Below are 12,415 nucleotides of genomic sequence, written 5' to 3' on the forward strand. Positions count from 1 at the left end.
TGTCAAAAATACAGAAAAAATATAAATTTCATATTATAAAATATAAAATTTTAATCTAAACTATGAAAAATTAACAAAAATGTTATAGAATAATATTATAGAAATAAAAATATAAAAAGGGGGAAAATTTTTATGAAGAGAAAAAATTTTAGAAATATTTTAAAACATATAAAAAATCAATTTGAAAATAAAGAACCGATTAGTTCTTTTCAAAACTATTATGGAGAAGAAAAAGTAACTTTAATAATAAAAACAAAAGAAATAATTTCAAAGGAAGATGAAAAATATAACCACTTATTTGAATTAATGGAGAGTAGTTATTATTTAACAATTAAGCCTGAAAATGAATATATATCTTTTAAAATGAAAATAAAATTAACTGAAAACGTAGATTAATTAAAAAGTATGAATATTTAATAGTGCTTTGGGAAAAATAACACATTTTATATAAGTAATCACTATACAAAAGGAGTACAAAATATGGGACTTAAAATTTATAACACATTAAATAAAACTGTAGAAGAGTTTATATCAACTGAAGAAAATAAAGCAAAAATGTATACTTGTGGACCAACAGTATACAACTTTGCACATATTGGTAACTTAAGAACTTACATCTTTGAAGATGTATTAAAAAGAGTATTAGAATACAACGACTATAGTGTAAATCATGTTATGAATATTACCGATGTAGGCCACCTTCAATCAGATGAGGATACAGGGGAAGACAAGATGGCATTAGGGGCGAAAAGAGAACAAAAGAGTGTACTTGAAATAGCTAGATACTATGAACAAGCCTTTTTAACTGATTTAGAAAAACTAAACATAAAACCAGCAACAGTAGTATGTAGAGCCACTGAACATATTGAAGAGATTATTGAGCTAATTAAAAAACTAGAAGAAAAGGGCTACACTTATATAGCAAACAACAATGTATACTTTTCTATAGATAAATTTGATAAATACACAGAATTTGCAAACATTAACATAGAGGAATTACAAGCAGGTAATAGAGTAGAAGTAGATGATTTTAAAAAGAATCCGCTAGACTTTGTATTATGGTTTGTAAATTCTAAATACGACAACCACATCTTACAATGGGAATCACCATGGGGTACAGGTTTCCCTGGATGGCATATAGAATGTTCTGCAATGGCAATTAAGTATTTAGGGGAATACTTAGATATACATTGTGGTGGAGTAGACCATATACCAGTACATCATACTAATGAAATAGCACAATCAGAAGGAGCCCTAGGACACAAATGGGTAAACTACTGGCTACATGGAGAGTTTTTAATATTAGACAATGGAAAAATGTCTAAGTCTAGTGGAGAATTTTTAAAACTAGATAGATTAATAGATAATGGATACGATCCAATAGTCTACAGATATTATGTACTTCAATCTAAATATAGAAAACCTTTAGTATTTAGCTATGAAAGAATGGAAGATGCTAAAAAGTCTTTAGCAAGCTTAAAGCAAAAGGTGAAAGCTATAGTAGAGGATACAAACCTAGAAGAAGAAATAAACAAAGAACAAATAGCTATCTATAAGGAAGAGTTTAAAACCCATATAAATGATGATTTAAACATAGCTAATGGATTTACAGTATTATTTAAAGTAATCAAAGATGACAACTTAAACAACAAAGAAAAGCTAACTCTTATAGAAGACTTTGATAAAGTATTTGCACTTGAGCTTACTAAAGTTGAAAACAAAGAAGAAATAGATGAAGAAAAAGTAGGATGGGTAGAAAAATTAATTGATGAAAGAACTCAAGCTAGAAAAAACAAAGACTGGGCCAAATCAGATGAAATTAGAGATATGCTACTAGATAGTAATATTGAAATTTTAGATACTAGAGAAGGAACATCTTGGAATGTAAAAAAATAAATTAGTAACGATAAAGTGCCTTTATAGAAACAAAATAAGGCACTTTTATTATTTTAAAAATCCTAATTACTTGTAAAATAAGCTTTTGGATTAATAACTTTGTATTATTTATGTTAACTTAGTTAAAATCTGGTAATGTGAGTTGATAATTTAATACTATATTAATATAATCAAAGTAATTTGTAATATTTAAATCTAATTATGTCGTTTAATGACTAGATTTAGAGAAGGTTAAAGGTTATATATTAACTACATTAATCTTATAGAAATAATAATACAATTTAAGGGAGGTAAATTTATTGAAACACGAAGAAGTTAAAAACATCACCAATGAAATGCTACCTATTCAAAAACTTATTCCACTAGGATTACAACATGTTCTTGCAATGTATGCAGGTGCAGTTGCAGTTCCATTAATAGTAGGAGCTGCAGTTAAGTTGTCACCAGAACAAATAGCTGTCCTTGTGGCACTAGACCTTTTTGCTTGTGGGGTGGCTACACTTATTCAAGCTATAGGTATTGGTAATTTTGCAGGTATTAAACTTCCAGTAATTCTGGGATGTTCATTTGCTGCTGTTAGCCCAATGATAGTTATTGGTACCACAGAGGGAATGAGGACCGCTTTTGGAGCTATTATTTTAAGTGGTATTATTATTGTCATAATCGCTCCACTCTATGGTAAGATATTACGTTTTTTCCCACCAGTTGTTACGGGTACTACATTGACAATGATAGGACTTTCTTTAATTCCCGTTGGAATTAATAATATGGGCGGAGGTTATGTAGAGGATTTTGGAAATCCTAAATATTTAGCATTAGCATTTTTTACTATTTTAATAGTTATTATCTGTAATAGATATTTTAAAGGATTTATTCAATCTTTATCAGTACTTATTGGCTTAGTGGTTGGAACGTTAGCTGCTATACCAATGGGGATGGTGAATATGAAGATTGTATACGAAGCTGCTTGGTTTGAATTACCTAAATTATTCTACCTTGGAACTCCACAATTTAGTTTAGGTAGTACTGGTCTAATGCTTATTGTTATGCTTATAGTCCTTGTGGAATCTACAGGAAGTTTTATAGGTATTGGTCAAATCTGTGGAATGGAACTTGGAGAAAAAGACTTAGTTAAAGGATTTAGAGCTGAAGGATTAGCTACTTTAGTTGGTGGAATCTTTAACTCCTTCCCTTATACAACTTTTGCTCAAAATATTGGTCTTGTTTCAATGACAAAAGTTTATAGCAGATGGGTTATTGTTACAGCTGGTGTAATACTAATGATTCTTGGCTTATGTCCAAAATTTGCAGCACTAGCTACTATAATTCCTGCACCAGTATTTGGTGGAGCAACATCAGTAATGTTTGCAACAGTAGCAATATCAGGATTCCAGTCCTTATCTAATGTAGATTATTCTAAAACTAGTAATATGCTAACAACTGCTGTTTCACTTGCTTTTGGTATTGGTATTACAGTTAAGCCTGAGATATTAAGTCAAATGCCTTCTATGGTTCAAACTATATTCCATAGTGCCATAACTACTACAGCAGTATTTGCAATAGTACTAAATGCAGTATTAAATTGGGGAGATAAATCTGCACAGGGAGATATAAGTAGTGTAGGAAATCCACCAGAAACAGCTTTAAAACATTTATAATAGTGTATTTAGGTATACATAAAATTGAGATACACACAAAACTAATATATAAATAAAATTAAGATATAAACAAAAACAAGATATACATAAAACTAATATTTATATTAAAGAAAGAGGGGTAAGACCCCTCTTTTTAGTTGTAGTAATATCTTTTTATTATAGTAATAACTTAAAAATTATAGTAATAATTTTAACTTTCCTCATCAAGAACCATAAGTTTTTGGAAAATTGGACTTAAGATACAAAGTAGTACACCAGCAGATATAGTTATACCAGTTACTAATCCAAATACACTTAAAGCGCCCCAAGTTTCCACAAAAGCAGCAGACATACCAGCAATATAATTACCAAAGCCAGTAGCAAATAACCAAACACCCATCATAATAGCAGCAATTTGTTTAGGAGCAAGCTTGCTTACCATTGATAAACCAACAGGAGACAAGAACATTTCACCTACAGTATGAAGTGTATAAGCACCTAATAACCATAAAATATTAGCTTTAACTGCAACATTAGTAGTATCTCCTCTTTCAAGAGCAGCACCAACCATTAAAGCAAAGCCTAGACCAAGTATAATTAAACCATAACCCATTTTTGTTGGAGTTGGAATATCTCCCTTAGGTCTCTTAGAAAGCTTTACAAACAACAATGCAAATAAAGGTCCAAGAACTACACATAAAAAAGCATTTATAGATTGGAACCAGCTTGTTGGAACTTCAAAGCCACCAACATTTCTATTTATATAGTCATTAGTATATAAAGTTAAACTTGAACCAGCCTGCTCAAATCCAGCCCAGAAGATTATTACGAAGAATGTTAGTGCAACAATTGCAGAAACTCTTTTCTTTTCTTCTTTAGTAAGAGGTTTTTTCTCAACTTTAGCAGAAGAATTTTTAGCTTGTTTTTTAGGATTAGCAGCATCATAGTTACCTAAATCGCCAAGAAGCTTAGAACTAAATAACATATAAAGAACTGAACCAATTAACATACCAATACCAGCAGCTAAGAAACCAAACTTATAACCATAACTAACTACCTCAGAACCCTTAGTCACAGCAAAAGTCTTTTCTGCAAGAGTACCACATACAAGTGGAGCTAAAAAAGCACCTATATTGATGAATGTATAGAATATTGAGTATGCACCATCTTTTCTTGGATCGTTGTTACCATAAAAATCACCAACGATAGAAGTGATATTAGGTTTCCACAAACCATTACCAAAGATTATAAATATAAGTGAAACATAAACCATGAACTTAGATGCTGAAAGGAATAATAATATCATACCTAGAGTTATAAATATAGAACCAATAAAAAACGTTTTCTTTTTACCTAAAAACTTATCTGCTATGTATCCACCAAGTAGTGGAGCAAAATAAACAAACATTGTAAAGTTAGCATAAATTGTTGCAGCAGTACCTTTGTCAATACCTAGTCCACCTTTGATAGCTTCAGTTGTAAGATATAGCATAAGTAATCCCCTCATGCCATAGTAACTGAATCTCTCAAACATTTGTAGAGTTGCAATAAAGTAAAAACCTAATGGGTGACTATTCTTTTTAACTGTCGTATTGTCCATAAAAAAACCTCCCATAAAAAAATTTCCACGAACAAAAAATATTTGAGATATAAAGTATTGATTAAGTATTCAAATATTGAGAGTTAATGAAGTGTTGTATATTTATTAAAATATACGTAAGTTAAATATAAAAAATAACTTATATATATATAAGTTTAATAACTTTACAAAAAAAAATCAAGTTATAGATTTGTTAGAAAATAAATAATTAAGAATATTAAAAATAATTAAGAAGAGAAGGTTAATTAACCTTTCAGTTTAATAAAAGTAAGTGTATCTATAGGGTATGCATACCCATACTTAAATTGAAGTAAGATTAAGGTATGGGTATAGGGAAGAAGAAAAATAAAAATAATAACAAGAACAAAAATAATAATAAGAATAAAAACAAAAATAATGTACAATAGAATTATAAGGGAGATGGTAAAATGGAAATAAAATTAATAAAGCCGACTTTAGAATACGATGATGATATTATGAAATACAAGGAAGAGTTCTTGAAGTGTGGTGATACTATGGCAGGGTGTGGAAATTTAAGAGGATGTTCTACATCAAAAGAATGGATTGATACTATTGATATACTTGAAAGTGAAAATACTTGTCCTCAAGATAAGGTAACCTCTAATACATACATAGCAGTAAGAATATCGGATAATAAAATTATAGGAGTCATTGATTTTAGGCATCATATTAATCATCCAATCTTAAGTGTTTGGGGAGGTCATATAGGATATTCTGTTAGACCAAGTGAAAGAAGAAAAGGATACGCAAAAGAAATGCTTAGCCAAAATCTTACTAAATGTAAAGACTACGGATTAAGTAAGGTGCTTATAACTTGTGATTCTGATAATGTAGGTAGTAAAAAAACTATTCTTGCAAATAATGGAGTATTTGAAAAATCTGTAGAAGTAGACGGTAAGATTATAGACCGCTACTGGATACAAGTATAATAAAAGTAGCTACAGCAGCACCAATTACATGTAATAGTAGACTTTGGGAGTTTATTGTTATTACAGAAAAAGCCATACTAAGTTAAGTTAATGAAAATATATATTTTGGAAAATATACTGCACCAGCAATTATAGTGGTATGTGGGAATATTAAATTTACCTAAAGAAGTAATCCCTCTAGAAATTGTATATGTTGGATATGCAGATGAAGAAAAAGAAGCACGAACACAATACGATGAGAAGCATGTACATTGGAAAAGATATGAAGAAAGAAAACATAGAACAAGAAAGAAAAATACAAAATTAAATATTTAGTTATAACCTTAATGTTATCAATGGGTGGTAATAGCATTTATAGAGAGTTACTTGAAAACTTTAAATATGATGTTGCGGCAGTACTTTTGTCAATACCTAGACCACTTTTTATAACTTCAGTTGTAAGGTATAACATAAGTAATTCCCTCATGCCATAGTAACTTGATTTCTCAAATAATGGAAGAGATAAAACACGTTCAAAAAGGAGTATAGAAGGATTTGAATTTACACAAATCCTTCTATACTCCAAATATTATAAAAAATTAGATATAATCATAGTATTACTATTTTCTTGGCATTTCTTGATTTTCATAGACCTTATTAACTTTAACTATGTTATTAAGTTTATCTTGCTTCTTATCATTAATATCCATTATCATATCTAAAACTACCATTGAAGTTTTATAGATATTTTGAGGATCTACTTTATCTACTGTATCTTCATCTGTATGATAATATGGGTCTTTTGAGAATTGGATAAATACTGATGGTATACCTGCATCTTCAAATGGTGCATGATCACTTGAACCTGAGTTAAAATGACCACCATATTCATAGCCTAATTCTTTTATACTAGCTTCTGCTATATCAGTTACCTTATGATCTGAAGTATCATTTAGATTATAAGTTACTAGATTTTCTCCAACACCAACCATATCAAGGTTTATCATACCTGCTATGTTTTTAGCTTCTCCTGATTCTACTAATTGAGCTACATATTCATCAGAACCTATTAATCCTATTTCCTCTGCTCCAAATGCAACAAATCTTACGTTATATTGTAATTTATCTTTTATTTCTGGCTGAGATAATAATTTGGCAAGTTCTAATATTGTAGCTGTTCCACTAGCATTGTCATTTGCACCTGGACAACTTACGCTATCAAAATGAGCTCCTATTACTATAGTTTTAGGATCTTTAGAATTATTGTGAGCTGGTATTTCCCCTATTACGTTGTATGAATTACTATTTGGCTTAATTAAAGTTTTAACTTGTAGTGAAGTGTTTATAGTTTCTCCAGCTTTTAATTTTGTTACTAAACTATCTCCATCTTCTTTAGCCATACCTACAGTAGGACCTTTGCTATCATCTAAAGATCCTAATGTTCCATTAACCATACCAGGATCCTTATTATATATAATTACACCTATTGCTCCATTAGCAAAGGCATTTTTAGCTTTTTCTGCAAAAGATATTTCTCCTCTTTTAATAAGAGCTATTTTTCCATTTAAATCAACATCTTTAAAATCATTATCTTTATCATTAATTCTTCCTAAACCTGCATATACAAGTTCTCCTTCAACTGTTCCAGTTGTAGATTGAGAATATGTCATTGTTTTTACTGTCACGTTAGTTCCATTTACAGTACATGTTGCACCTTCATCTATAAATCCGTCTATATTATTTATTGTTCTCATTTCTGTGTTTAATCCAAGATTATTGAATTGGCCTAATATGTAATTAGCCGCTTCATGCTCACCTTCAAATCCTGTTACCCTTGCATTATCTTTATTATCTTGAAGTAACTCATCCATTGATAATCTTTCTATATCTTTTATTATTCTATTAACACTTAGTTGTCTTTCTAATTTAGATTGTATCCCGCTAGCATTTGCTCCTGCAAATGAAGATGTTGTAAATATAATCGGTGCTGCTATTACAGCTGATGCAGCTATTGAAAATAATTTTTTCTTTTTATTCATAACTACTCCCCCTCAATATAATTCATAGATTTTCAATTCATGTATTTGTTAAAGATGCGTTACTTTATTAAATATGTATGAACTTATAGGAATATTCTTGAAATTTAATTATGGTGGATTGAATTTATGTAAATATTTAGACACAAACAATTGCATTATTAACTTGCACTAGATATTTTTTACACGTAGATGGTTATATAAGCAACTATAGTGCAATTATAGAAAAAATGTAAATAATAGAAACATTAATAGGTCGAGTAAGTTATTAAAAGGAATAATTGATAATTAAAAAGAAAAAAACAAGAAAATTTCAGATTTTTAGTTAAAAATAGTTGACTATGATAATAAAGTGTTGTACGGTTCTATCATAGAACAAAGAACATATGAACGTAAATATTGAGAAATAAAATCAAAAGAAAAATTACATTAAAGATTAGGGGACACAATTAAAATAATAAAATTAGGGGGAATAGAAGAGGATGAAACTATTTAATAGAGCAAACACTGGTTTGGCATGTAACTTACCATTTGAAAGTGAAGAATGTACTAAATTTTTAAATAACAGCTACAAGAACACTGTAGCTGAAACAATAATCTTAAAAGAGGAATTATACGAAAACTTTAAATACTACGATGAAGTAATAAAAGAAATCTCAAAACTAGAAATAGAAAAAAAGGCAATAGAAAACTCTATAAAAAATGAAATGAAAGAGTATGAAAGTGCCGTATGCAAAGAAAGAAAAATCACTTGGAAAAATATATCTAAAACAACAGTAGATACAAAAAGACTAAAAGTAGACCACCCTGAAATAATAGAAAAATACTCTAAAACTAGTACAAGCAGAGTTTTTAGATTACGCTAAGGAGGAGATTATGGCAATTTATAGGCAAATACAAATAGAATTCTGGCAAGATGCTTTTGTACTTGATTTAACACCAGAGGAAAAATACTTTTATCTTTACTTACTAACTAATACAAAAACAAGACAATGCGGAATCTATGAACTACCAACAAAAATTATAGAAACAGAAACAGGCTACAGTAGAGAAACTGTAGAAAAGCTAATTAACAGATTTGAAGAATACAAAAAAATAACCTACGATTTTGAGACTAAGGAAATTTACCTAAAAAATTGGATAAAATACAATAAAATATCTAACATAAAGATCCAAAAGTGCGTAGAAAAAGAAATAAAAAATGTAAAATCAGAAAAACTACTCAAACTATTTTTCAAAGACTGCAAAGAACAAGGCTATACCTTCAGTGAAAGCATAAATCACCTAGTAGGTATAAAACCAGCTGAAAAACATAATGAAAACCATAAAGAAAACAGTGAAGCTAATAAAGAGAATAAAGAAAAAGGGAATGAGAATTACCTTGAGAAAAAAGAAAATCTAAGAGAAAACTTAAATGAGGAAGATAACACTAGAAATACTAACAACAATAGAGATATTAAGTATTACAGCGAAAATCAAAATTTAAAAGAATTTGCAAAACTGTATGAAGAAAACCTAGGATTAATTAATGGAAGCTCTAGTCAATGGCTAATAGAAATAAGCCAAAAACTTGATATTAATCTATTTAAAAAATCCATTGAAATAGCAAAAAAAAGAGGGCAATGCAACAAGGGGTACGTAAATGGGATAATAACTAACTGGCAAAACAACAAAATAACCACCCTTGAGGAATTAGATATATATGAAAAGAAATTAAATTACAGGGGAGAGCATAACCATGGAGCCAATAAAAACCATCAACAATCTAAATATGCCGCAGAACTTCAAAATGAAGATGAATCAATTTATCAAAAACCAACCAGAGAGCAAATTGAATATACAAGAAAACTCCTTAACGGATTATAAATGTAACTTGTGTAGAGACTTGACCTTTATAATAGAAGACAATATAGCCACCCCATGTAAATGTAGAGAAGTAAGAGAAGCAGAAAACATACTAAAAAATAGTGGTATAAGTGAAGCCTTTAGAAAAAAGACCTTCGAAAACTTCAATTATGCCTTTGATCTACAAACCATAGAAGCCTTCAACAAGTCAACAGAGTACATAAGTAATTTCAAAAATACAAAATTACCCAGTAGGGAAAAGAGCATTTTATTTCTCGGACAAGTGGGTAGTGGTAAAAGTCACCTTTCCATGGCAATAGCCAACAAGCTTATGGAAAATAAAATAGGAGTAATCTACATGCCCTACAGAGAGGCTATAACTAAAATTAAGCAAAACATCTTAGACGAAGAATATTACATAAAAATAACCAATAAATACAAAAACGCAAAAGTACTTCTAATAGATGATTTATTTAAAGGAAGTATCAGCAAAAGCGATATTAACATAATGTTTGAAATTATAAATCATAGATACTTTAATCACATGCCAATAATAGCTAGTTCAGAGAAAAACTTTGAGGAATTAATAGAAATAGATGAAGCTATTGGAAGTAGATTAGTGGAAATGAGTGGAGAGTACCTAATAGAGTTTAAAGGCAAAAGATTGAATTATAGAATTTATGGAAATAGAAGAAGAGGGTAAAACTCACCCTCTACTACTTTAAATTTATTATGTTTTTAGACAGTTCATTGATACTATCAGTTAAACTAGAGAGTTTCCCCTCTATCCGAACCAATAGGTACATGGATAGAGCAATAGGAAACCCTACATTTGTAACTAGATTTGCAATGTCATAATCCATGACTTATCTTATAAAACTAAATCATATGGATTAGTTTCAGTTTGAACAACCTTAGCCTCAACTAAAGCTGCTAAAGATTCACCATTTGGAGCAAAGACATCCTTTGATAATATCACTGTCATAGCTGTTTTTATTTCAGCCTCTGTCAAATTATCTCTAGGGTTATCAACTGATAGAGACACATTTTTATCAGTTACAGTTTTGAAAGTCATTACTAATCTTTTTGTAATTTCCATAATTATTTACCTCCGTTAATTTTTTTATTTACTACTATGCAGACAAAGTAGAATTGTCTATTCTTGCTACTTCAACTATTGGGTATTTTTGAAGTGAGCCTATTACATTTGCAACATCAAATATGTCTTGATCAGCTGCTTCAGGGCTAAGGTTAGAGTAAGTTTTACTTTTTGTTATAACCCTACCTGTTATTGGATCATTACCTAAGTTTAATTTGATTTTTAATCCAGTTGGATTACTTGTTACAACTACTGCCATGTTAAGTTCCTCCTTGAAAATTATTTTATAAGCTAGTGCTTATACTTATATATTACAGGGAAGATGAAACATAGAGGCAAAACAAATGTGTCAAAGTATTGTTTGGGGGAGGATGTTATGGAAAGAGATAAAGTAGGAGAGAAAGCAGAGGTTATTCTAGAGATTGTTGGTGAGGAAAAGTTTATAGAGATGTGTAAGATTTATGGAGGTGGTAGTGTTTATCTTCCTACTTATACCAGTGTGGTAAGGGAGAAGAGGAATAGTGAAATTGTTAAAAGGTACAATGGGTTTAATGAGGGTAGATTGGCGAGTGAGTACAGAATGAGCAAGACTCATGTTAGAAGAATATTAAAAGAATATGGTGTAAGGGGATGAAGATAATGAGTAGAGAATTATTTATTAAACCAATGAGGGAGTTTCATGTTAGAAATTTAAATGAGTGGGAAAGTAGGATAATTAGAATGTTTGATGGTAAGGTTCCTACGGTGTGTGAATGGGTTGAGGCTAGTAATATTGTTAAGGTACTAAATTATATAGGAGGAGATCTTTTGGTACATGTGAATTTTCCACAGGGAGGTGGAATTGATTTTGATCATGCTGAGGAAGTAGATGGTGTGGTTAGGATTTGTAGTAAAGGGGATTTTGTTGAGGTTAAGGCTGAGAGCTTGATGTTTTGGTCTTTAGGTGAAGATTATAGTTGGGATTATTTCTGGTTGGAAAGTTACAGTGAAAGTTATTTGTTTGTAGCTAAGGGGTGTGCTTATAATAGGATTCCGATGACTTATCATAGGCTACATGATAGGATGGAGAGCAGTGAGTTTTATAAGTTTATGAGGATGTTAAAGAATAAGGTGGAAATGGAGGAGTAGACATGTTTACAGAGGAACAAATAAAGGGTTATTTAGAGGTATTTGAAAATGATGATATTAACTTATTTAACTATAGTATTAAATATGGAGATTACAATAAATTGCGGAAAAGCCCCCTTCTTTAGATGTGGGGATGAAAGGCAAGGTCTCAAACTATCTTAATAAAGAGAGGTGGAACAACTTCTAGTTATATTAAGTCTCAAATGTTGTATAATAAAAATAATATATGATGAAAGTGGGGTGAA

15 protein-coding genes are annotated in these 12,415 nt (G+C 30.1%); 10 read left to right on the forward strand and 5 right to left on the reverse strand.

The window, feature by feature from the left end; genetic code table 11:
* The first annotated feature begins 132 nt into the window (after positions 1-132).
* From ACRC03_RS06640 to ACRC03_RS06650, 3 genes are all read left to right on the forward strand, one after another.
* Positions 133-396 carry a hypothetical protein gene (locus tag ACRC03_RS06640; protein ID WP_438651773.1) on the forward strand — a complete coding sequence of 88 codons (264 nt, stop codon included), beginning with the start codon at positions 133-135 and terminating at the stop codon, positions 394-396.
* Positions 397-480: 84 nt separating this feature from the next.
* A complete protein-coding gene (gene cysS / locus ACRC03_RS06645) occupies positions 481-1,896 on the forward strand; it encodes a cysteine--tRNA ligase (protein WP_438651774.1) in 1,416 nt (471 codons plus the stop codon).
* Positions 1,897-2,195: 299 nt separating this feature from the next.
* Positions 2,196-3,554, forward strand: coding sequence for a nucleobase:cation symporter-2 family protein (locus ACRC03_RS06650; protein ID WP_438651775.1), 1,359 nt, complete (start codon positions 2,196-2,198; stop codon positions 3,552-3,554).
* A 190-nt stretch (positions 3,555-3,744) separates the two neighbouring features.
* On the opposite strand, the gene ACRC03_RS06655 is transcribed toward ACRC03_RS06650, so the two are convergent.
* Complete coding sequence (locus ACRC03_RS06655; RefSeq protein ID WP_438651776.1) at positions 3,745-5,133, reverse strand: peptide MFS transporter; 1,389 nt, start codon at positions 5,131-5,133, stop codon at positions 3,745-3,747.
* Positions 5,134-5,561: 428 nt separating this feature from the next.
* Here ACRC03_RS06655 and ACRC03_RS06660 point away from each other — a divergent pair, with 428 nt between their 5' ends.
* Entirely contained in the window at positions 5,562-6,083 is a 522-nt protein-coding gene (locus tag ACRC03_RS06660) for a GNAT family N-acetyltransferase (RefSeq protein ID WP_438651777.1), read from the forward strand.
* 141 nt (positions 6,084-6,224) lie between these two features.
* Positions 6,225-6,398, forward strand: coding sequence for a hypothetical protein (locus ACRC03_RS06665; protein WP_438651778.1), 174 nt, complete (start codon positions 6,225-6,227; stop codon positions 6,396-6,398).
* 284 nt (positions 6,399-6,682) lie between these two features.
* On the opposite strand, the gene ACRC03_RS06670 is transcribed toward ACRC03_RS06665, so the two are convergent.
* Positions 6,683-8,101 carry a M20/M25/M40 family metallo-hydrolase gene (locus ACRC03_RS06670; RefSeq protein WP_438651779.1) on the reverse strand — a complete coding sequence of 473 codons (1,419 nt, stop codon included), beginning with the start codon at positions 8,099-8,101 and terminating at the stop codon, positions 6,683-6,685.
* Positions 8,102-8,580: 479 nt separating this feature from the next.
* Here ACRC03_RS06670 and ACRC03_RS06675 point away from each other — a divergent pair, with 479 nt between their 5' ends.
* Genes ACRC03_RS06675 through ACRC03_RS06685 form a run of 3 tightly spaced genes read left to right on the forward strand, consistent with a single transcriptional unit; the run spans position 8,581 to position 10,646 of the window.
* Positions 8,581-8,964, forward strand: a complete 384-nt coding sequence (locus ACRC03_RS06675) for a hypothetical protein (protein ID WP_438651780.1) — start codon at positions 8,581-8,583, stop codon at positions 8,962-8,964.
* Positions 8,965-8,974: 10 nt separating this feature from the next.
* On the forward strand, positions 8,975-9,964 hold the full coding sequence (locus ACRC03_RS06680) for a DnaD domain protein (RefSeq protein WP_438651781.1): 990 nt from the start codon (positions 8,975-8,977) through the stop codon (positions 9,962-9,964).
* Positions 9,930-10,646, forward strand: coding sequence for an ATP-binding protein (locus tag ACRC03_RS06685; RefSeq protein ID WP_438651782.1), 717 nt, complete (start codon positions 9,930-9,932; stop codon positions 10,644-10,646). The genes ACRC03_RS06680 and ACRC03_RS06685 overlap by 35 nt, the downstream gene beginning before the upstream one ends.
* A gap of 13 nt (positions 10,647-10,659) precedes the next feature.
* On the opposite strand, the gene ACRC03_RS06690 is transcribed toward ACRC03_RS06685, so the two are convergent.
* The 3 genes from ACRC03_RS06690 to ACRC03_RS06700 are packed head-to-tail and all read right to left on the reverse strand — an operon-like array spanning position 10,660 to position 11,301.
* Positions 10,660-10,806 carry a YvrJ family protein gene (locus tag ACRC03_RS06690; protein WP_438651783.1) on the reverse strand — a complete coding sequence of 49 codons (147 nt, stop codon included), beginning with the start codon at positions 10,804-10,806 and terminating at the stop codon, positions 10,660-10,662.
* Positions 10,807-10,814: 8 nt separating this feature from the next.
* Positions 10,815-11,042, reverse strand: a complete 228-nt coding sequence (locus ACRC03_RS06695) for a DUF2922 domain-containing protein (protein ID WP_438651784.1) — start codon at positions 11,040-11,042, stop codon at positions 10,815-10,817.
* Between the two features lie 34 nt (positions 11,043-11,076).
* Positions 11,077-11,301, reverse strand: a complete 225-nt coding sequence (locus ACRC03_RS06700) for a DUF1659 domain-containing protein (protein ID WP_438651785.1) — start codon at positions 11,299-11,301, stop codon at positions 11,077-11,079.
* Positions 11,302-11,418: 117 nt separating this feature from the next.
* Between ACRC03_RS06700 and ACRC03_RS06705 the strand changes: the two genes are divergently transcribed.
* Entirely contained in the window at positions 11,419-11,676 is a 258-nt protein-coding gene (locus ACRC03_RS06705; protein ID WP_438651786.1) for a Mor transcription activator family protein, read from the forward strand.
* Positions 11,677-11,681: 5 nt separating this feature from the next.
* Positions 11,682-12,170: a hypothetical protein gene (locus ACRC03_RS06710; protein ID WP_438651787.1), complete on the forward strand. Its 489-nt coding sequence runs from the start codon at positions 11,682-11,684 to the stop codon at positions 12,168-12,170.
* The last annotated feature ends 245 nt before the right edge of the window (positions 12,171-12,415 follow it).

The sequence above is a fragment of the Romboutsia sp. genome (assembly GCF_051659545.1).
In the GTDB taxonomy this organism is placed as follows: domain Bacteria; phylum Bacillota; class Clostridia; order Peptostreptococcales; family Peptostreptococcaceae; genus JBOFOR01.

Excerpts from the sequence above, each read along its gene's own strand:
- ACRC03_RS06640 (WP_438651773.1), top strand. The coding sequence starts at position 133 with ATGAAGAGAAAAAATTTTAGAAATATTTTAAAACATATAAAAAATCAA.
- cysS (WP_438651774.1), top strand. The coding sequence starts at position 481 with ATGGGACTTAAAATTTATAACACATTAAATAAAACTGTAGAAGAGTTT.
- ACRC03_RS06655 (WP_438651776.1), bottom strand. The coding sequence starts at position 5,133 with ATGGACAATACGACAGTTAAAAAGAATAGTCACCCATTAGGTTTTTAC.
- ACRC03_RS06660 (WP_438651777.1), top strand. The coding sequence starts at position 5,562 with ATGGAAATAAAATTAATAAAGCCGACTTTAGAATACGATGATGATATT.
- ACRC03_RS06670 (WP_438651779.1), bottom strand. The coding sequence starts at position 8,101 with ATGAATAAAAAGAAAAAATTATTTTCAATAGCTGCATCAGCTGTAATA.
- ACRC03_RS06675 (WP_438651780.1), top strand. The coding sequence starts at position 8,581 with ATGAAACTATTTAATAGAGCAAACACTGGTTTGGCATGTAACTTACCA.
- ACRC03_RS06680 (WP_438651781.1), top strand. The coding sequence starts at position 8,975 with ATGGCAATTTATAGGCAAATACAAATAGAATTCTGGCAAGATGCTTTT.
- ACRC03_RS06690 (WP_438651783.1), bottom strand. The coding sequence starts at position 10,806 with ATGGATTATGACATTGCAAATCTAGTTACAAATGTAGGGTTTCCTATT.
- ACRC03_RS06695 (WP_438651784.1), bottom strand. The coding sequence starts at position 11,042 with ATGGAAATTACAAAAAGATTAGTAATGACTTTCAAAACTGTAACTGAT.
- ACRC03_RS06700 (WP_438651785.1), bottom strand. The coding sequence starts at position 11,301 with ATGGCAGTAGTTGTAACAAGTAATCCAACTGGATTAAAAATCAAATTA.
- ACRC03_RS06705 (WP_438651786.1), top strand. The coding sequence starts at position 11,419 with ATGGAAAGAGATAAAGTAGGAGAGAAAGCAGAGGTTATTCTAGAGATT.
- ACRC03_RS06710 (WP_438651787.1), top strand. The coding sequence starts at position 11,682 with ATGAGTAGAGAATTATTTATTAAACCAATGAGGGAGTTTCATGTTAGA.